Source organism: Psychromonas sp. KJ10-5 (assembly GCF_055808325.1).
In genome coordinates, this window is sequence record NZ_CM147864.1 from 1,003,441 (window position 1) to 1,024,308 (window position 20,868).

The window sequence follows — 20,868 nt, forward strand, 5'->3', positions numbered from 1 at the left end:
AGGTAACCTTTAAAGTGATTTTGCAAAGATGCTGTATAAATTAACAGCTTTATTTTCCGTGAGGTAAATATTTTATTTATTTAACATTGATGTACTGGTTATATATATGTTAATAAGGTACAGTTGGTAACTGTTTGTTTTGTTGGGGTATTTATGTTAACTAAAATTATATCTAACTTTTCAGAGGATGAGTTATATTCTTTTCTGGAGCGATCTACAATTAATTTTGCTATTAATACCATACAAAATACTGGTGACTTTGAAGGTTTATCAAAGAATCAGCTTGCTGAGATTATTGCGAACACGAAACAAGTGGAATTTGTGTTTAATGATAAACTAAGAAAACTTCTAATTGATAGATTAACACCTGAACTCTTTGTTGCAATATTTCCTGAGTTCGAACTTTCAGAAAAGTTAATTAAACCCAAACATTATGAAGCTGCAATTCAATGGGCATGCTCAAATTTGCATGTATTTTCTAAAAAGATTGGTTTAGAAGAAATTTATCATAATGAAGTTGATAGTAGTAATTCATTTGAAAGCATTTCCAGAATAGAACCTCTATATTCGCTATACCCTTATCAACAGCAAATTTCTAAAGATGTATTTAACGCATTTGAACAAGGTAAATCCAGAGTTTTAATTCATTTACCAACAGGTGCCGGTAAAACTAGAACCGCAATGAATATCGCTGCTGAGCATCTTAGGCAATCAGAGAATAACTTAGTTTTGTGGTTAGCAGACAGAGAGGAGCTTTGCTCACAAGCTTACTCTGAATTTTCAAAAGCATGGCAGTCTTTGGGTAACCGGCCTACCTCCCTTTATGGATTTTATTCAAGTTCCACAGAAAGCCTAAGTGGCATTGACTCTGGGTTCGTGGTTGCTGGCTTACATAAATTTTTAAGTTTAAGAAAAAGCGACTCAAGGCAACTACAACTTTTATACAGAAAACTAGCTGAAAAAGTCACACTAGTTATTTTTGATGAAGCTCACAAAGCTGTTGCCCCCAAATTTCAAGAAGTGGTTCAGGACTTTATTGATGATGAGGCGTTTCATGCTGACCTAATAGGTTTAACAGCAACCCCAGGAAGAAGCTACTCTGAGGATGGATTATCTGAAGAAGACGCTCGCCTAGCTAATTTTTTCTACAACAATAAAGTATCTATGCAAATTTCGGGCTATTTATCACCAATAGATTACTTAGTAGAAAAAGGCTACTTAGCTAAAGCTAATTTTAAATCATTAAATTATGATTATTCAGGTATTGCTGCATACGAATTAAGAGATGCGGGTGGTGTTGAAACGATGACGACGCTAGCAAATAACATAGAGCGTAATCGACAGATCTTAAATACGATTATTGATGAATGTAACCTTGGGTCACAAATCATTGTTTTTGCGTGTACCGTAGAGCACGGAATTAACCTTGCTACTGCACTTGCTTATCAAGGCATAAAAGCAGCATCTATTGATAGTAAAAATGACACAATAGAGAGCCGCAGAGCAAAAATAGTGCAATATAAAAAAGGCGAACTACAAGTTCTCGTTAATTTTAATGTACTAACGGCAGGCTTTGACGCCCCTAAAACTAACGTTACCGTAATAGCTAAACCAATGAACTCTTTAGTACAGTATTTACAAATGGCTGGTCGTGCCATGAGGGGGGATAAAAGCGGCGGTAATAAAGAATGCAATATTTATACAGTGATGGATAACATACCTGAGTTTCAAAGTATTAGCCTCGCATTTGGTTATTGGAATGATATGTGGGCAGAAAAGGAAATAAAATAATGAGTAATAGATTTTTAAGTGCTGAGACCGTTATTGAGTCATTAAGGGATAATGGATATAACAATACTGCTTACGCGTTGGCGGAACTTATTGATAATAGCTTGCAAGCAACGGCCAACCGTGTAGAAGTTGGCTTTATAGAAGAACAATTAAACGCGCGAAAAAATTATACCGTATCAGAAATTTCTCTTTGGGATAATGGTGTCGGTATGGATATCGCGACACTTAGAGTTGCGATGCAATTTGGTGGCGGTACACACCGAAAAGATACAGGCGGTATGGGTAAATTTGGAATGGGATTACCAAACTCATCCATTTCACAGTGTAAGCGTGTTGATGTATGGAGTTGGCAGGCGGGTGGAGAGCCTCATCATACTTACTTAGATGTTGATGAAATGAAAAGTGGTGCACTTGAAGAAGTGCCAATGCCTACAGCAAAAGCGATACCTTCTAAGTACGAAAAAGCATTTTTTACTAAAAAACCAGAATCTGGCACATTAATTATTTGGTCTAAGCTTGACCGTTTAAGCTGGAAAACGGGTAAATCTATTTATCGTCATTGCGAACATTTAGTAGGCCGTATGTATCGTAATTTCATTAGTGATGAAAATATAAAAATAGAAAGCATTACTTATCGTAAATCAGCAGATGACAGGCTTGATGTTTACGATAAGGAAACTTTTAAAGCTAATGATCCAATGTACCTCAAAAAGAACACTTCGCTACCAGAATTACCTGGTAGTTATAAGAATGAGGCTTTTTTTGAGAAGATGGACGAAGAAGTCATTTCTGTTGAATACATTGATGAAAATGGAGAGCCTAAACGAGATGATGTAACCGTTACTACCTCAATGGTTAAAAAGAACATATCAAATCGTATTTTAAAAGACACCGTTGGTAAATTAGGTGGTACAACTTGGGGTAAACATTGTAGCAAAAACGTAGGTGTTTCAATAGTTCGAGCTAACAGAGAGCTAGTTTTAAGAGATTCATTCTTAACTTCTGCTTTAAGAGAGAGCAAAGGGCGCTTTATTGGTATTGAAGTGTCATTTCCTCCAACGCTTGATGCTGTCTTCGGCGTAACGAATAATAAACAAGATGCAATTCGTTTAATTCCTTATGAGATGAAAACAATTTTTACTCAAGCTGGGTTTGATTCTGAGCAAGAATACTTACGAGATTTAGAAGAGAACTCTGATTCATTACTTCAAGTACTTAAAGTGGTGGCAGTAATTAAAAAGCATGTATCAGCTTTAACTAAAGTGTTAGATACAATAAATGTTGAAGGTAAAGCAGTCAAAGGGGAAGAGCCTAAGACAGCATCTGAAGGAGCTGCGAGTAAAGCAACAATAGGCTCTGCCCACCGCGAATTACACGGGCACAAAACAAAAGAGAAAACACCAGAAGAGCTTAAAAAGGAAGATGTTTTTGACCATCTTAAAAAAGCTGGAGGAATGAGTGATGAAGAAGCTGAAGAGAAAGCTGAACGCCTTATTCTTACTGGTAACCGTTTCTTAATTGAAGACGTAGCACGAGATTCTGAAGCATTTTTTGACGTATCAACAAGTAAAGGGTTAACACTCGTATTGTTTAATACTAATCATGTTTTTTATCAAAAGTTGGTTAGTAAACTGGATGGTGATGAACTTGAAATTATGCAAACTACAATTGCAGGTTTTGCACGAGTGATGAATGAAACCACCGATGAGCGACGTTTAGCCTATTTAAACACCATTCGTCGGGAGTGGGGCTTAGTTATTAGTGAATTTCTTCAAGGCCCTGAAGATGACGAGTTGGACGACTTTTAATGTCGAACTTAATCTCAAGTTCAGAGCTTACACATCAGCTAGAAGAGTTATTACCTAGCTGTAAAGAGCTAACTGTCATATCTGCTTTTATGACCCAACCAGCGACACGATGGTTGGGTCAGTTAATTTATAGCAATAAACCTAAAGTACAGTTGATAGGCCGTTTTACGCCAATTGATTTTGCAAAAGGTGCAAGTGACTTAAATGCACTTCGTGATTGCATTAATAATGGCTATCAAGTTAAAGCACTCGTAAACTTGCATGCAAAAATTTATCAAATAGATCATGACATTATTTTTAATGGCAGCGCTAATTTAACGGGCAAAGGCTTAGCGCTAGTTAATAATGGTAATTTAGAGTCGTGTAGCAGAGTAAATGCCTGCGAACAATCAAAAGCATTCATCAATAAAATTGTGGAATCAGCGACTGATTTAACACTAAGTATGCTTGATGAAATGCAAGCTTATTTAGAACAATTTTATGACACTAATGAAACTGAGTTACCTGCTATATGGCCTGAAGATATACTGCCACAAACATCTGAACTGTTTGTATCTGACTTTCCACTAGGTAAACTAGATGTTTGCTTGAGTGAATATCAAGTCAACCCATCATTACCCTTTGCTCAAATTGAGAATGCTAAAGGCGATTTTGCATTAGCGTCAGCGTTGTTTAAGCGAACAAAAGCATACTGCTGGTTAAAAAAACAAATAACTAAAAACCAGTCAGAACGCGATCTAGGTTTCGGTCAAATCTCAAGGTTATTGCATGACGCTTTAGCAGATGACCCTGGGCCTTACCGACAAGAAATTAAAGATCTCCAAGCAAATTTATATTCTTATTTAAAGCTCTATGCGAGCGATGAGGTAGAAGTTTATATGCCTGGTAGAAGAAGTGAAATCATAAGAATAATTAATTAAGGAATGATATGGCAATCGAAAATCTCGAAAGAGAACTTTCAGTAATTTATGATGAATTAGATCATCATAAGCTTGTTTTACCTAATTTTCAAAGAAGTTTTGTTTGGAGTAGAGATAAGCAAAGAAAGTTATTAGCATCTTTTATTGTTGATTTACCAATGGGTAGTCTACTGACACTAGAAGGGATTAGCACAGACTTTTCGAAAAGGAAGCTTTGTTATCCAGATGAGGTGGAATTAGAAGAGAAAGACTGCGAATTTGTTTTAGATGGTCAGCAGAGACTCACGACCTTAAGATCTATTTTTTATGATCACTTTTCAAACCCCGACTGGAAGAATAATTGGGATCAATTATTTGGTTCTCTGCGAACCCGGTGGTTCTTAAATATTAGAACTGAAGAACGCGATATTTTTGGTCTAAATGATTTAATTTTTAAAGAATTGAATACATTAACAGATTCAGAAATTGAGGGTAATATAGAATTTAAAGTCATTCATAAAACGAAGGATAAAGAGTTACATCACCCAAAGGTGACTAGAGTTTTAACTCATGGAGATAAAGTTGAAGGTTTATCGAAAGCTGATATTACAAATGGCTTCGCTAATGATTACTTATTACCTCTTTGGGAAATTTATAAAGGTGATAAAGGTATCCATAAAAAGGTATTGAATAAGATCGCCGAGAATAGAATTGCAGAAATAAAAGATGATCTAGATGAAAGCACTCCCATTGAACACTATAAAAAGATTTTTAACTCTTTGGGCATAGAAGATTGTGACTTTGAAGAAATATATGACGACTGTAAAAATAAAGACATAAGCTTGAGGTTTGTAAATCAATTTGCTCAATTACAAGCTGAGTGGGTGAAATCTTTAACATTTGAATTATCAAACTTACTTAATAGAAAAGTTCCTATTGTGCAATTAAAGAGAGGAGAGATAGATCGAGCTGTAGCTATCTTTGAGGCAATAAATCGCGGCGGCGAACCCTTAAGCGTATATGACCTAATAGTTGCAAAGTCGGCACAAAACCGTGAAGAAAATAACTTAACTCAGCAACTAATTCTTGGTCTTGGTAAAGAAGTGTTAGTTCCAAAAGCGCTTTCTAAGAGTTTTAATAAGCAAGATAAAAAAATACAATGGAACTCTATAGGTTTCGGAGCCGTACATGGTAATGAGCCATTAAAAATAGTTAAAGATTGGTTCGTTAATTTACTTTCTGTACTGTCCTATACAAAAGAACTCGGTGAGCCAATTGACATAGGTCATATAAAACGCGAAAAAGCTCTCAAATTAAGCGCGGAGTTAGTAAATAAAAATATTAAGCATACAATAAATTCTATTAATAGAGCGTTATGTTTTTTAAACCTTAGATGTGGTGTTGTAAGTTGTAAGGATGTTCAATATAAACTCACTTTGGTCGTTTTAGGTTATTACCTTTGTGATGATGATATCTGGAATGATGTGGATAAGCTCAATAAGCTTGAGTATTGGTACTGGTCGATTACCCTTGGTGGTGGATATGCTAAGGCGCAAAATATCAGATGCATAAATGATATTAAAGAACTTGATAAGCTAATATTCCACGATGAAAATAAGTTTGAGGTTTATGAGAATAGGATATTAAATGTTGAAGATTATGTGAGTGAGAATATTTTACTAAGGAAAGATGATGCAATAGATAAAGAGCCTACATCGATTAAAAATATTCTTCTACAGTTTATACTATCTAGACAGCCTCATGATTTAGAGCCGCAAGGTAATGGTGTTATGTTAACCGCATGGGATGTAGCTTTTAATGATTTAGCACTTGAACTACACCATTTAATACCACTTGCAAGAGTAAAGAAAATAGGTGAAGTATCATCAGAGCTAAGGAAAAACCCAGAGAATATACTCAATAGCTCTCTAAATCTAAGTTACATAACTAAAGAGTCAAACCGTTTAATTTCAGATTTTGCGCCAGCCGAGTATCTAAAAAAGGTAGGTAATAAATCGCTTGCCAGCCACTTTATAAAGATTGATACAACAGCATTTGATAAAAACATATTGGATAAAGATTATACCGATAATTTAAAAGAGCGTTTTAGTCTATTACAAAACTCAATCACTTTACATTTACGAAGCCTTCAGTAAGTTATAATTTCTGATACGCGTTCCGTTTTGCTCAAGTAGCTCAGAAAGTAGAGAAAAGTAAATGTTATTTGAACCTACTTTTAGCTTATATAATTCTTTTAAAAGGCGTTTATTAAACGCCTTTTGTTTTTTATAATCTTCAAATGTATCGTCGATATAATCAATTTTATTAAGGAGCAATGGGCGTTTTTCTTCAATTACGTAATCAAAAAAGTCAACATCTTGATCTGCCATTTTTATTTTCACACGTTCTTTTAGCTGTGGAAGAGGAGAGTCATAAAATCCTTCATAACCAAGGAGTGTTACCTTACCTGAATGTATGTGAATTTTTATAAGCTGAATATCATCAAGCTCACCGTACATTTGTAGTGCTGCGCCTATATACACGCGAAGTACTAGCGGTAGCAGAGTTATAAAATCCTTATGAAGCGTTAGAGAGTGTGGGAGCCCATTTTCAAAGTCGACTTTACTCGCGGGTAATATCTTCTCTGCTTCTAGGCACAGTGATTCAATTAGTGCGCTGTCTGCTATTTGAAAAAGCAGCTCAGTAGCTTGGTGCTGCGCTATTTTATAAGTGTCGAAGAATGCTTTTATGTCGCGTTTTAAATCTTCAGGTTGTTGGGCGTAAGGCTTACGCTTTTCAAACATAGCGAGTGCAAAGTAAAGCAGTAAATCTTCTCTACGCATTGTTTCGGCGGTTGTTAGCTCCTCTTCTTCAAACCATTTTAAAACAAGTTGCAGGGCTTTTTTATTTGAGCCAATAACTTCTTTTATTTTGTCACTTTGCGAAAACTCATTGTTTGCTGGGCAGCGGCCAAGCGTTAAGCATGTGAGCCAAAATGATTCAAAAAGTTGCTGGTGCTGAGTAAATAAAATTCTCGCTTGTTCTTCATTAACAGGTTCTGGCGCTGTTAGGTGCTGCCATTTATAAGCGCGTTTATGGCGGTTTTGTAAAAAGTGTTGTTCAAGTTGCTTATCTTTAAATATATAATAAATACCAGGGGCAACAGCAATGGCGTTTTCGTCAACGCTCATTTCTATAAATGCTTTAAGCTCTGATTGCGTGTAGTATTTTTGAAAGGTGTTACGACTCGTAATTACGCCATCTTTGTATGGTTGAAACTGACTTATCAGCGTTTCGTTTCCGAGCATTGCTGATACAACAAGTAACTTTTGTGAAAGCTCCCATGCCCCAAGTAACGCTCCTATTCGCTCATCTTTGTCTTCTATTACATTAATTACAAAACCAATGTTAACAATGTCAGAAATAACTTTATCAGCATCAGGGCGGTAGTTTAAATCCCAACCTAATGCATCTATTCCATGGGCTTCGAGTTCGCGCAAGTCGTCGCCTCTACCGCATCCATAATCAAATATTGAATAGTCGCAATTCAAAAAGCCATTTTTAGCTAGTGTTTTTAAAGGGGCCGAAAGTTCATGTCGTACAATGGCCGTTAAATGACGATCTATTATTTTATTATCATCAGGGCTTTGTACGGCAGAGCTTCGAAATAAACGACCATCAACTAGCTCGTATCCTTTTTTAGCAATTAAACGTTCCCAAGAACCTTTAAAACCGATCATACGTGTATTTTCGTATAAGCCTGCTTGCTCACCTTCAGCAGTTAGGTCACAAAATAATTGGTAATACTTACTAGCAGGCGAAACCATAGTTTCTTTACGGTGCAAAATAGGTGGATTATCGGAGTTTGAGTACTCAGTAATACGGTGAGATAATTTGCTTAAGTTTACGTTTATGCTTCGATTTAATGCAGGGTAAGAATCGTTGTAGAAATCTGGATAACTTAACAGTGATAAACGGAACTCTTTTTTGAAAAGTTTAACCAAGTCCCATTCATTTTCTGTAATGTTTAAGGCATTAGCAACAGCTGGTATGAATTTTATCAGCGTATGAGGTAAAGCCTCAAATGCATCTTTATGTAAGTAAATTGCATCAGGCAGCTGTTTACCCGCCTTTACATCCTTAACTAGTTTTGCAAATAGTAATGCATCCATGAATGACCTATTTATAATGGGCTGTTATAAAATGAGTGGCTCGATAGCAGTGATTTTTTTATTTCTCTTCTATTCATCTTAACGAATACTCTGTTTATCATGCAATAAATTTCTAAATTTCTAAATTTCTAAATTAAAAATAAATACAAGTAAGGGCAAGTGTTATAAACCACATTTTATGAAACAGTAATAGATTTATGATCCACTGTACAATGACGCGTACTTGGTTCCTGTTATCTTACACATAAATACCCAAGTACTGCAGTTTCTTTTCATGATTAATATGTACGATTGAAAAATATCATGAAAAGGCAAGTGACTTACATTGGTACCGTTTTTGGTTGGGCCTCATAATATTTACTCAAGGTTTTGTTGCGTAGGAATTATAAAATCGTTAACAACTGTGCTTGTATGTTGATAGGGGTTATAAGGCTAACTCAATAGCCTTAATATTTATTAGATTGGTGTTTTAAACTGCCGCCTGCGCGATGTTTTGAATGCGACCTACGATTGAGCGTAAACCATTGCCGCGAGTAGGGCTGAGGTGTTTTTCTAGGTCTAGGGCTTGGAAGTAAGCTGAGATATCGAAATCTACAATCTCTTGGGGCGTTTTATGATCAAATGCTGCTAGTACTAGTCCAAGTAATCCACGTACGATAATGGCATCACTGTCTACTGAGAAAGTGAGTAGTTCGCCTTCGGTACCAGGTTGGATCCAAACATTGCTTTGGCAACCTTTTACAAGGCGTTCAGAGGTGTGCCACTTATCATCAAAAGCGGGGAGTTGTTTCCCTAAATCAATAATATACTTATATTTATCTTCCCAGTCGTCGAAAAATGTTAAATCTTCAATGATCTCTTCTGTTGTTGGTAATGACATGATACCTCTAATATTTATACTTTATAGACAGCGTAAAAAAAAATCGCAGTTAACTTGTTTATAAAACAACTAGCTAAGTGCGATTTATTATATTGGATTATGTGCAGTGGTGAAAGAGGTTAGAAGAACATACCAGATTCTAATTGGGCTTCTTCACTCATCATTTCTCTTGACCAAGGTGGATCAAAGAGTAATTCAACTTTTACATTGTCAACATTGGGTACTTTTGCTACACGATATTCAACGTCGCTAACAAGTACTGGGCCCATGCCACATCCAGGTGCTGTTAAAGTCATGTCGATCGAGACAGTTTTGTTACTTTGTTCTACTGATACTTTGTAGATTAGACCTAAAGAAACTAAACTAATTGGGATTTCTGGATCGTATATGCCATCTAGTGCTTGCCATACCTGATCTTCATCAATTTCATCTTTGCCAAGGTCTTCAAACTCCAAGACTTCAGATTGCTGGCCAATTGCTGATGCATCGGTACCATCGATGCGCAACATGTTACCCATCCAAGTCACTGTGTAGTTGCCACCCAAGCTCTGATTAATGGAGATAAACTCTCCTTCAGGAATAATGGTTGGTTCGCCAGTTGGGACTCTACGCGCTGCACAAGCGCGTTGTGTTACTACCATCTTTTGCATCAGTTAGCTCACATTAAAGCTTTCGCCACAGCCACATTCAGCCACAACGTTAGGGTTGTTATATTTAACAACTTGATTAATACCTTCGGTAACAAGATCTATCTCTGTGCCGGCTATCATCATCATTGATTTAGCTGCGACAGCGATATCAAAATCAGAAAATTTGATAATAATATCGTCTTCAGCAGGTTGGTCTTCGATTTCTAGTACGTAGGCAAAGCCGGTACAACCGCTTACTTTGGTACTGAGTCGTATAACACTATCTGGCTTGTTAGCCATTTGTGCTGAGAAGTATTTTTCTGCTGCTTCAGTTAATAAAATATTAGCAGTTGGATCAAATACAGATACGGTCATTAATAACTCCTAAGACAACATTGTTTTTGCTTTGTTGAGTGCAACAAATAAAGCATCAATATCATCAAATGTATTGTAAATAGAGAATGAAGCACGTGCAGTGCCTGGCACATTAAAGCGCGTCATTAAAGGTTGTGCACATAGGTCGCCCGTTCTGATTGCGATACCTTGCTGATCAAGTAAGAACCCAAGGTCAGCAGGGTGGCCTTGTTCAAGTACAAAACTTAATACACCAATTTTATTTTTAGCGTTACCTATGATGGTTAGGCCTTCAAATGCTTGTGCTTTTTCAGTGGCATAGGCAAGTAATGCATGTTCGTGTGCTAATACTGCATCTTGATCTAATGCACTAAACCAACGTACTGCTTCACCCATGGCAATGGCACCGCCTACATTTGGTGTTCCTGCTTCAAAGCGGTATGGCAATACATTCCAAGTAGCATCTTGCAAGGTCACTGTGGCAATCATTTCACCACCAGTACGCCATACAGGCCAACTTTCAAGGACAGATTCTCTCCCCCAAAGTATACCTATGCCCATTGGGCCATAGATTTTATGCGCAGAAAAAGCGTAAAAGTCACAACCAATATCTTGTACATCAGCCCAACCATGTGCAGCACCTTGTGCGCCATCAACTAATACTAAGGCATCTACTTTTTTAGCCTTTTCTGTCATTGATTTAACGGGATTGATTGTACCGAGTACGTTTGAAACATGCGGGAAAGCAACGAATTTTGTGTTCTCATTGAGCAAGCTTTCATAAGCGACTTGATCTAGTTCACCAGCATCGTTCACAGGTACGGTACGCAACGTTGCGCCTGCTTCTTTACAAGCATGTTGCCATGTTACTAGGTTTGCATGGTGATCCATTTCCGTTGCAATGACTTCATCACCCGGTGAAAGTAGGGTACGTAAACCATTGGCTACGATGTTTATACTTTCGGTGGTGCCGGTTGTCCAAATCACTTCTTCACGTTTTGGCGCATTTAGAAATTGCTGGATAATATCACGCGCATTTTCAAAGCCACGTGTTGCTTGATCCGCAAGGAAGTGTGCACCTCGGTGCACATTGGAGTTACTGTTCGAGTAATAATCAACCATTGCATCAATCACACATTGTGGTTTCTGTGTGGTTGCTGCGTTATCTAAGTACACCAAGGGTTTACCATTGACTTGACGCTTTAGAATTGGAAATTGTTCGCGGATAGCTAATACATCAAAACTCATTAGACTCTCACTTAGTTTACTTTCATGGCAGAGAAGCGTGCACGAATTATTGGACGAATCCATTCAGCGAGTACTTTATTTGGCATTAAATCAATTAATTCATTGATGAAACCAAAGTTTAAGATCACATTCGCTTGTGCGCGGTTTATGCCTCTTGTTTGCAAGTAATACAAAGCTTGTTTATCAACTTCTGCAGACGTTGCACCATGGGCACAACGTACATCATCGGCATAAATTTCTAGTTCTGGTTTAGTGTTGATTTCAGCTGTTTTTGATACCAGTAAGTTACGGTTGTTTAATTCAGCTAAGGTTTTTTGTGCGTCACGGTGAATATGAATTCGACCGTTGAATACTGCTTTAGCACGACCGCCTACAATACAACGTACGTTTTCTTCTGTAGTGCCGTTTGGCATTGCGTGTTCAACGGTTGCATGAAGATCGAATAGCTCGTTATTATCTAACAGGTAGATAGCGTTTAATTTTGCATCTACAAATTCACCTGAGTGAATGATGTCAGTATCTAAGCGTGATAAGTCACTACCAAATGCTACGATAGTACTGTGCATAGTTGAATGATCTAACATGTTGAAGTGACAACCACCAACAGAGACATTGCTACCAGTTTGTAATGCAAAACGGTAATGCTCAAGGTGTGCTTTTGGAGATACAAAGTACTCTACAAAAGCAGTGTTTAATGTATTACCCTGTGCTTGAACATCTTCAATCACTGCTAGCTCAGCACCTTCGCCTAGTGTCACTTGTACACGAGTATGAGATTCAGCACCTTGGCTTAATAGTGAACTAATACGTAAAGGTTGTTCAACTTTAACACCAGCTTCAACATTCACGATCACGACATCTTGTGCTAATGCATCATTCACCAAACCAAATAAATGACGATCAGGTTTTACTTCAGAGAAGTCAGCAATTGCTTGCAATTGTTGTTGAGCTGCTAACTCACTACCTAAAGAGACAGTTAATCCTGTTGGAAGTGTGTCGCTTAATGCGCTTTTATCTAACTTGCCATTTTTAAATACTAATTCAATAGCAGATAGGTCGGCAATTGCTAATGGCGTTAATTCACTTACTACTTCAAGCTGTGTTGCTTTAGTGCTTTGAATTGCACGCAGTGGTGTGTAACGCCAAGCTTCTGTTTTACGAGTAGGCCATTTAGTTGTTGATAAAAGTTCAAGTGCACGGCTACGTTTTGGATTTAACCAATCGTCTATTTTTTGCCCTCGTGAGATGGCATTTTCTAACCATTCGCTCATCTATTAACCCTCAATGTTGTCTTCGTCTTTGTGAGTTTCTAACCAAGCGTAACCTTGAGATTCTAATTCTAGTGCTAGCGAAGCGTCACCACTTTTCACGATTTTACCGTCAGCTAATACATGAACAAAATCAGGTTTGATGTAATCAAGTAGACGTTGGTAATGCGTTACAACAATGAAGCTACGCTCAGGAGAACGTTGGCTGTTAACACCAGCTGCTACCATTTGTAATGCATCGATATCTAGACCAGAGTCTGTTTCATCTAAAATACATAGTTTTGGTTTAAGCAGTAACATTTGCATTAATTCGTTACGTTTCTTTTCACCACCAGAGAAACCTTCGTTAACGCCACGCTTTAAGAATGCAAGCGGTAAGTCAACTTGTTTACAAGCTTCTTTTGCTTGCTTTAATAGTTCAGATGAAGTGATTGGCTCTTCACCATTTGCTTCACGAATTGCATCAACAGAGGCTTTTAAAAATTCTAAGTTGCTTACACCTGGGATTTCAACAGGGTATTGGAATGCTAAGAATAGGCCTGCCGCAGCACGCTCTTCAATTTCCATCTCTAGTAGGTCTTTACCATTGAAAGTGATCGTACCGCTATTTACTTCGTAACCTTCACGGCCTGATAAAACATAGCCCATAGTACTTTTACCAGCACCGTTTGGTCCCATGATCGCGTGTACTTCACCTGGTTTAATATCTAGATTAAAACCTTTGATGATTTGCTTTTCTTCAATGCTTGCGTATACGTCTTTGATTGTTAATAAACTTTTTTTGTCTGACATCTTAATAATCCTTAACCTACAGAGCCTTCAAGGCTAATCTCTAATAATTTACTTGCTTCAACGGCAAATTCCATTGGCAGCTCTTTGAATACTTCTTTACAGAAACCATTAACGATCATCGATACTGCTTTTTCAGGATCAAGACCACGTTGGCGACATAGGAACATTTGCTCGTCACTTACTTTTGACGTTGTTGCTTCGTGCTCAACGATGGCAGAAGGGTTACGACTTTCAATGTAAGGGAAAGTATGTGCACCACATTTATCACCGATTAACAGTGAATCACACTCGGTAAAGTTACGTGCGCCATCGGCAGTCGCTGCCATTTTTACTAGACCACGGTAACTGTTATTACTGCGACCTGCTGAGATACCTTTGGTAATGATGGTTGACTTGGTATTTTTACCAAGGTGGATCATTTTTGTACCTGTATCTGCTTGTTGTCTACCACGTGTTAATGCAACTGAGTAGAATTCGCCAACACTGTCATCGCCTTTTAGGATACAGCTTGGGTATTTCCAAGTAACCGCTGACCCTGTTTCAACTTGTGTCCAAGAGATTTTAGCTTTGGTATGGCAAATACCACGTTTAGTAACGAAGTTGTAAATACCACCTTTGCCATTTTCATCGCCTGGGTACCAGTTTTGTACTGTTGAGTATTTGATTTCTGCATTGTCTAACGCGATTAATTCAACGACCGCTGCGTGTAATTGATTTTCATCACGCTGTGGAGCAGTACAACCTTCAAGGTAGCTAACGTGACTGCCTTCATCGGCAATGATAAGCGTACGCTCAAACTGACCTGTATTTTGTTCGTTAATACGGAAGTAAGTTGATAACTCCATTGGGCAACGTGTGCCTTTTGGAATGTATACAAATGAACCATCAGTAAATACTGCGCAGTTTAATGCTGAGTAGTAGTTATCTTTACGGCCAACAACACTGCCAAGGTATTTTTTAACCAGTTCAGGGTATTCAACAATCGCTTCAGAGATAGGGCAGAAAATAACGCCTGCTTCCTGTAGTTTTTCTCTGAATGTTGTCACAACTGATACTGAATCAAAAACCGCATCAACAGCGATACCTGCGAGCATTTGTTGCTCGATTAGAGGAATACCTAGTTTTTCATAAGTACGCAGTAATTCAGGGTCAACCTCATCCAATGACTTTGGTTTATCTTTCATACTTTTAGGTGCAGAGTAGTAAGAGATAGCTTGAAAATCTATTTTAGGATAATCGACTAAGGCCCAATCAGGCTCTTCCATCTTCAGCCATTCTCTAAATGCACCTAGACGCCATTCTAGCATCCACTCTGGTTCATTTTTCATTTTAGAAATTCGCGTAATAACACTTTCATCTAAACCTGGTTCAAAGGTTTCTGACTCGATATCAGAAATAAAACCAGCTTCATATTCTCTTCCTAGTGCTTCATCTATTTCTACTTGCACTGTCATATAAAACTCACTCTTTGTCGGGGGGAGGATGGTAATAATCGTTTTATCTTTTTTGCCAACTAACCAATCATTTCGCTAGTTTGAATAGTAAATAATTGACTATCAATTCTTTGTTCAGCCACGTTGTTTTGAGCATCATGTTGGCGCATCAAATCACCTAAGCTAATTTTACTTAAAAAGCCGTGTATTTGGTCACTTAAGTCACACCATAAATAGTGTGTTAAGCAAGTGACGCCATTTTTACAATCTGCGCTTTTTTTACATCCGGTTGCATCAATGACTTCATTAACTGCATCCATAATTTGTGCTACAAAAATATCGTCAATTGAACGACCCAATTGATAGCCTCCACCAGGACCTCTAACACTTTTTACTAAAGAGACTCGGCGAAGTTTAGAAAATAACTGCTCAAGATAAGATAATGAGATACCTTGTCGTTCTGAAATATCTGATAATGACACAGGACCTTGTTCTGGGTGTAATGCAAGATCAAGCATTGCAGTCACCGCATAACGGCCTTTTGTTGTTAAACGCATAAGCTATCCAATTCAGTCAATTATTCTTGAGTAGTAATGATACATAAAACCTACTGTTTTAATCAAGTATTTACTTGACTATTTTAGTCGGATATCTGGAAATTAAGGGAGTTGACCTCTTAAATACTGTCTAAGCTGTTGAATGATAGTCATTAATGCCTTTTAACCCCATTCAAAGGTTGAATATTGCTGCTGCATTATCAGTTATTTTATTTCAAGTCTGTCCATATTGTTCGCGCGCAGATTTTAGCTAATTATGCTGTTTATATAAAGGGAATTAATAGAATACTGGCTATAAATGGTGAAGTTAACTTACAAGGTGGTCGTTGAGTATAGGGGAGTGATTAACTTAGAGTCATAAAGAAAGTTTGGTTTATTGGATGCCTAAACGAATAAAGGTGGCTCATTACTGACCCACCTTTGGTTATTTAATTATATTGTATAGGGAAGGTCACTTACATACGGTAAGTTAAATTTAAACCTACAGTACGGCTTTGGCCAACTGAAGCACGGTAACCACCGTTAATTAAGTAGACTACGTCTTCATCGGTTAAGTTAGTGATGTAACCACTGATTAATAGATCGCCGATAGTATAATCAACATTGGCTCCTACGATTGCATATTCACCCGCTTTATAATCATCAGTATTATCAAGGTCAGAGTAGTATTCACTTACGTAAGTCACATCTGCACCTAATGTTAGGTTTTCACCGACATATTGCGTTAATGCAAGTGACGCATTGAAGTCTGGTGCATTTGATAATTCATTGCCACCAAAGCTATCGTCGTTATCAACTTTGGTTTTTAATAAACCAATTGCTGGACGAACTTCTAAGCTATCCGTTAACCAATGTGCTAATTCAACTTCTAAACCCATAGTGTGAGATTCATCTACGTTAGTAATTTTGTAGTCTGAAATGCCTTGGTAATCACTGTAGTCATTGTAGAAAACTGCCGTGTTGATTGTGGTGCTGTTATTAAAGGCTGTTTTAGCACTTAACTCATAGGCTGTTACTGATTCACTCTCATAAGTATAAACTTCAGAAGCGCCACCGTAGTTATAGTAACCAAGCCCCCCTGAGTTATAACCTTGACGGACAGAAATACCAAAGGTCGTGTCTTCAACTGGACTGTAGGTAAAGGCTAATTTAGGTAAAAGGTAAGTGTCTTGTATGTCATTATCTACTTCATTAGTCACATACGTGGCAGAGAATTCTCTATGCTGCTTTTCACGTTGAACACGTGCGCCAGCAGTAACAGTGAATTGCTCATCAATGTAATAGTTCATTTCACCAAATACACCTACACGTGTTTCATCGGTTTTACCTTGTGTAGAATAACTTTCACTGGCAACTGTATTTTCGCGATCTGCCGCCATGATGCCGACGAAACCATCGATTTTTGAATCAGTTGGTGTGAAGGTTAATTGGCTTTCAATTTTAGCTGTTTTGTCTTTGAAGTTATAAGTTTGTTCAGTTGGGTATTGATCAAAAATATTTCTTTGGCTGTTGTATGATATTAGGGTTTTACTGCTTACTTGACTGTTAATTTTGTAGTTGATTTCAGAAGAAACATTATATACATCAGAGTCTTGAATACGCGTATTGTAACTGTAATCACGACCAAGGTATTCGTTGTAATTAGTACCTAGTGTTAGTGTTTCGTCTTCATAACCTGTTCCACCATCCCAGTTTGCCCAGTTTAAATAATTACCATCGGCTTTGCGGTAGTTGGTTGTTAGTTTGATTGAAAGGTCTTCATTGAATGCTGGCTCCCACAATAATTTACCGCGGAAGTTTAAATTTTGTGAGTCTTCAGGATCAACAGGGATACTATCCCCATCATAAGTAATATAACTTTGACCATCGGTACCATCAAAGGCAAAGCGGTAAGCTAACTCGTCATTGATTGGGCCTGACGCCATTAATGCAACGTTTTTCATTACATTACCATTTTCATAAATTTCTGCACCACCACGAATTGCATATTCAGGTGCAAAAGTAGGATCGTTAGTTTTAACGGTTACAGCGCCACCGATAGAGTTCTCACCCTGTGTGGTTGATTGTGGGCCACGTAAAACTTCTACCTGCTGCACATCCCATACACCAGAACCACTGAAGTTATAGCCTGTAAATGCATCAGAAACGCCATCAACATTAGTATCGACACGTTGACGAGCACCACTTCGAATTGCATAGAATCCGGTTGCTGCGCCACTACCGTTAACACCACGGATATTGACACTACCAAAGCCAGAAGTAACGACATTGGGTGCTTTGATAACGACGTCATTTACTGTTTTTGCACCGGTTTTGTCGATATCTTCACCGTGTATTACTGTTACTGCTGTCGTGGTATCTTTAATATCTCGATCCATTTTTTCACCTGTCACAATCATAACTTCTGTGTGTGAAGGTTCTTCTGCCATGACTTGACCGCTTAACGCGAGCATAATGCCTGCATATACTTTGCAATGCTTCATATTTCCTAATTCCATTATTGTGTTGTTATAATATTTATTGGTAATGATATTTATTCGTATTAATGATAAGGTAAATATTCTCAAGTTCACAGCATAATAGGTTATGCAAAATGGCTATTTGGTTATGGAAAAAAATAATATGAAGTTTCAAGGAAAGTTAAAACAAGCTTTACCTAAAGGCACTTTTATCCGCACCATTGGGGATTTAAAGCAAAAAACTATCTTTTCAGACAGTCATTCTAACGCGAGTAATACGGCCAGTAACAAGCAAAGTTTAGCGCTAATAGAAGGTGACCTTATTTCATATCAAGCAGACAATAGCTTTATTCTGCATGGTGGAAAAACCAAAGAATTAGTGGATTTTCAAGTTCTTGCTACAGCCAAAAAGTCACTTTGCATTACCATTTTGTTAGAGGGGAAATTAGATTTTGGTTATGATGATTTAAACTTCTTATATGATGCGATAGAGCAGCCGCGTGCTGTGATTGTTAGTCTGACGAGATCGGTGAGCTTTCGTCGTACTCTCTATAAAAATAATCAAGTCACTAAGCTCAATCTTATTTTGCCACATGAATGGATCGCGCAACGTATTGTATCAAATGACAACTTTAGCGAATTAGTTAACCAACACTTAGCGCATTTTGAACTTAATGTAGATGAAGAAATAGTCTCTTTGACAAGCAACATAATAAAATCCAGTGAGCCAACGTCGATCATTGAACAGATGAACCTTGAATCCTTAACACAACAATTATTGATTCAAGTGCTTATGCAACTTAATGATGCCACTAGTGATATAAAACAGTTTGCGAGTAACAATTTTGCAAATGAATCATTGGGCTATGATCCTGTCTTAGATAAATTAGTGTCATATATAGAAGCAAATTTAGATCAGGATATGTCGGTTAGTCACTTAGCTAAGTTTTCAGCAATGAGTATTTCTAGTTTGCAACATAAATTTAAAAATTCATTAGGTATTAGTGTGTTAAGTTATATTCGTCGTCGTCGTTTAAATATTGCCAAACAGCAGTTGGAGTCAGGTTTAATGACGATTTCTGAAGCTGCTTACAACGCTGGGTATCGTCATCCATCTAATTTTACCAGCGCATTTAAAAAGGTATTTGGCATACCGCCGCAGGATCTCATGCTTAAAACAGATCAGGTTTAGTTATCTCAATAGCCAGCTTTCATACTCTTAATTAACATTTCTGTTAAAAATCAAAAAAGGTTATTAATGAACAACGTATTATTATTAGACAGTTTATTAACATATTTTAATCTCTCAAGTAATGCCATCGGCTCTTCACGGTGGTGGAAAAATCTTGCTAAAAGTGAAGCTCCTTTTATCAAAGTACAACAAGATGGTTTTTGTAAGGTGCTGTTTATGTGGCAAGATCCTGAAGGCGATCAGCATTTATCATCTACAACTTCAGTTATCTTAAATGTTAATGGGCTAACTAATCATAATACCTGGCAACCTAGCTGCTTACAAAGACACCCGGAGACTAATCTCTGGTTTGCTTGTTTGACTATTAATGATCAATGGCGCGGTAGCTATTCTTTTATTCCAATTCACGATAATCAATCTCCTCAGCTTGTTCAACAACAGAGTGATGGCAGCCGAGAAGCACAACGTCGCTGGTGGTTAGAGGTAGTTAAACAGCAGCGGGTGGACCCATTAAATTCAGGTCCGCCAATTGCCTCCGGTTGGGGATTGAGTTCGCCATTACATTTACCGAATGCACCATCAGAATTAGGCTGGCATGAATGGGATCAAGGTAAACTTAACAACTTACCTATTGCTGAAAATATTACCGTTACATGGTCTGCTGCAAAGCTCAAGAATAAACGACAATGCACCATTTTCTCAACAGCAACGAGCAGTGCTCCTTTGGTTATCTTGTTGGATGGAGAGAAATGGGGAGCGGATACTGGCACCTTATCTGTGCTGCAATATTTAACTAATATTAATAAACTCAGGGCTGCTCATTATTTATTAATCCCATCGCTGAACAATAAAACACGCTGGAGGGAGTTAAGTTGTTATCAACCTTTTTGGCAGTCGGTCACTGAACATTTGTTACCTCAAGTTGAAAAGCAGTTATTAGAATCTGAACAATCAATCACTGAATATCTTGTGGCCGGGCAGAGTTTAGGTGGGTTATCTGCTGTGTTCGCAGGTGCCTATTTTCCGGACTATTTTAGCAAAGTTATTTCATTATCAGGCTCGTTTTGGTGGCCAGAAATTGAGAGGATGCAAGATCCCGATGCATTTAAATTAAACAATGAAAAATGGGATACAAGATTACCTAAAAACAGTTTAGCTGACCGGGTATCAAATAATGAGATAACTGTCTCTGGTTTAGATATTTACCAAACGGTAGGCAATGCTGAAAAGCAATTATGCGTTTATAACGATATGCATTATGCCGTGTTTGAGGAAAAGGGCGCGAATATAATGTATCAAAAAGTGGAGGGGGGCCATGATTGGTTATCATGGCGATCATCTTTGATGAATGGTTTAATAACCTTGTTACCCGCACAAACTTAATTT

General features: G+C 37.7%; 16 protein-coding genes. 6 read left to right on the forward strand and 10 right to left on the reverse strand.

Features of this window, described 5'->3' with window-relative positions; translation table 11 throughout:
* Positions 1–153 precede the first annotated feature (153 nt).
* Genes AC0L3W_RS04605 through AC0L3W_RS04620 form a run of 4 tightly spaced genes read left to right on the forward strand, consistent with a single transcriptional unit; the run spans position 154 to position 6,654 of the window.
* Positions 154–1,791, forward strand: coding sequence for a DEAD/DEAH box helicase (locus AC0L3W_RS04605; RefSeq protein WP_409439570.1), 1,638 nt, complete (start codon positions 154–156; stop codon positions 1,789–1,791).
* Positions 1,791–3,599 carry an ATP-binding protein gene (locus tag AC0L3W_RS04610; protein WP_409439569.1) on the forward strand — a complete coding sequence of 603 codons (1,809 nt, stop codon included), beginning with the start codon at positions 1,791–1,793 and terminating at the stop codon, positions 3,597–3,599. Before AC0L3W_RS04605 ends, AC0L3W_RS04610 begins: the two co-directional genes overlap by 1 nt.
* The gene (locus AC0L3W_RS04615) at positions 3,599–4,519 is read left to right on the forward strand and encodes a phospholipase D-like domain-containing protein (RefSeq protein WP_409439568.1); all 921 of its coding nucleotides are present in this window, start codon (positions 3,599–3,601) and stop codon (positions 4,517–4,519) included. Before AC0L3W_RS04610 ends, AC0L3W_RS04615 begins: the two co-directional genes overlap by 1 nt.
* Positions 4,520–4,527: 8 nt before the next feature.
* Positions 4,528–6,654, forward strand: coding sequence for a DUF262 domain-containing protein (locus tag AC0L3W_RS04620; RefSeq protein WP_409439567.1), 2,127 nt, complete (start codon positions 4,528–4,530; stop codon positions 6,652–6,654).
* Here AC0L3W_RS04620 and AC0L3W_RS04625 read toward each other — a convergent pair.
* From AC0L3W_RS04625 to AC0L3W_RS04670, 10 genes are all read right to left on the reverse strand, one after another.
* The gene (locus AC0L3W_RS04625) at positions 6,637–8,670 is read right to left on the reverse strand and encodes a DNA phosphorothioation-associated putative methyltransferase (protein WP_409439566.1); all 2,034 of its coding nucleotides are present in this window, start codon (positions 8,668–8,670) and stop codon (positions 6,637–6,639) included. The genes AC0L3W_RS04620 and AC0L3W_RS04625 overlap by 18 nt on opposite strands.
* Before the next feature lie 469 nt (positions 8,671–9,139).
* A complete protein-coding gene (locus tag AC0L3W_RS04630; protein WP_290038318.1) occupies positions 9,140–9,550 on the reverse strand; it encodes a SufE family protein in 411 nt (136 codons plus the stop codon).
* Positions 9,551–9,669: 119 nt separating this feature from the next.
* Positions 9,670–10,203: a putative Fe-S cluster assembly protein SufT gene (gene sufT / locus AC0L3W_RS04635; RefSeq protein WP_290038340.1), complete on the reverse strand. Its 534-nt coding sequence runs from the start codon at positions 10,201–10,203 to the stop codon at positions 9,670–9,672.
* A complete protein-coding gene (locus AC0L3W_RS04640) occupies positions 10,204–10,554 on the reverse strand; it encodes a HesB/IscA family protein (RefSeq protein WP_409439565.1) in 351 nt (116 codons plus the stop codon).
* Positions 10,555–10,563: 9 nt separating this feature from the next.
* The gene (locus tag AC0L3W_RS04645) at positions 10,564–11,781 is read right to left on the reverse strand and encodes an aminotransferase class V-fold PLP-dependent enzyme (protein ID WP_290038314.1); all 1,218 of its coding nucleotides are present in this window, start codon (positions 11,779–11,781) and stop codon (positions 10,564–10,566) included.
* A gap of 11 nt (positions 11,782–11,792) precedes the next feature.
* The gene (locus tag AC0L3W_RS04650) at positions 11,793–13,052 is read right to left on the reverse strand and encodes a SufB/SufD family protein (protein ID WP_409439564.1); all 1,260 of its coding nucleotides are present in this window, start codon (positions 13,050–13,052) and stop codon (positions 11,793–11,795) included.
* Positions 13,053–13,055: 3 nt separating this feature from the next.
* The gene (gene sufC / locus AC0L3W_RS04655) at positions 13,056–13,841 is read right to left on the reverse strand and encodes a Fe-S cluster assembly ATPase SufC (RefSeq protein WP_409439563.1); all 786 of its coding nucleotides are present in this window, start codon (positions 13,839–13,841) and stop codon (positions 13,056–13,058) included.
* An 11-nt stretch (positions 13,842–13,852) separates the two neighbouring features.
* Positions 13,853–15,295 carry a Fe-S cluster assembly protein SufB gene (gene sufB, locus AC0L3W_RS04660; protein WP_409439562.1) on the reverse strand — a complete coding sequence of 481 codons (1,443 nt, stop codon included), beginning with the start codon at positions 15,293–15,295 and terminating at the stop codon, positions 13,853–13,855.
* A 59-nt stretch (positions 15,296–15,354) separates the two neighbouring features.
* Positions 15,355–15,831 (reverse strand): Fe-S cluster assembly transcriptional regulator IscR, encoded by a 477-nt coding sequence (iscR, locus tag AC0L3W_RS04665; RefSeq protein WP_290038311.1) that lies wholly within the window; start codon positions 15,829–15,831, stop codon positions 15,355–15,357.
* Between the two features lie 455 nt (positions 15,832–16,286).
* Positions 16,287–18,314, reverse strand: coding sequence for a TonB-dependent receptor (locus AC0L3W_RS04670; RefSeq protein WP_409439561.1), 2,028 nt, complete (start codon positions 18,312–18,314; stop codon positions 16,287–16,289).
* Between the two features lie 139 nt (positions 18,315–18,453).
* Here AC0L3W_RS04670 and AC0L3W_RS04675 point away from each other — a divergent pair, with 139 nt between their 5' ends.
* Positions 18,454–19,482 (forward strand): helix-turn-helix domain-containing protein, encoded by a 1,029-nt coding sequence (locus AC0L3W_RS04675; RefSeq protein WP_409439560.1) that lies wholly within the window; start codon positions 18,454–18,456, stop codon positions 19,480–19,482.
* 66 nt (positions 19,483–19,548) lie between these two features.
* Positions 19,549–20,865 (forward strand): enterochelin esterase, encoded by a 1,317-nt coding sequence (gene fes, locus AC0L3W_RS04680; protein ID WP_409439559.1) that lies wholly within the window; start codon positions 19,549–19,551, stop codon positions 20,863–20,865.
* Positions 20,866–20,868 lie beyond the last annotated feature (3 nt).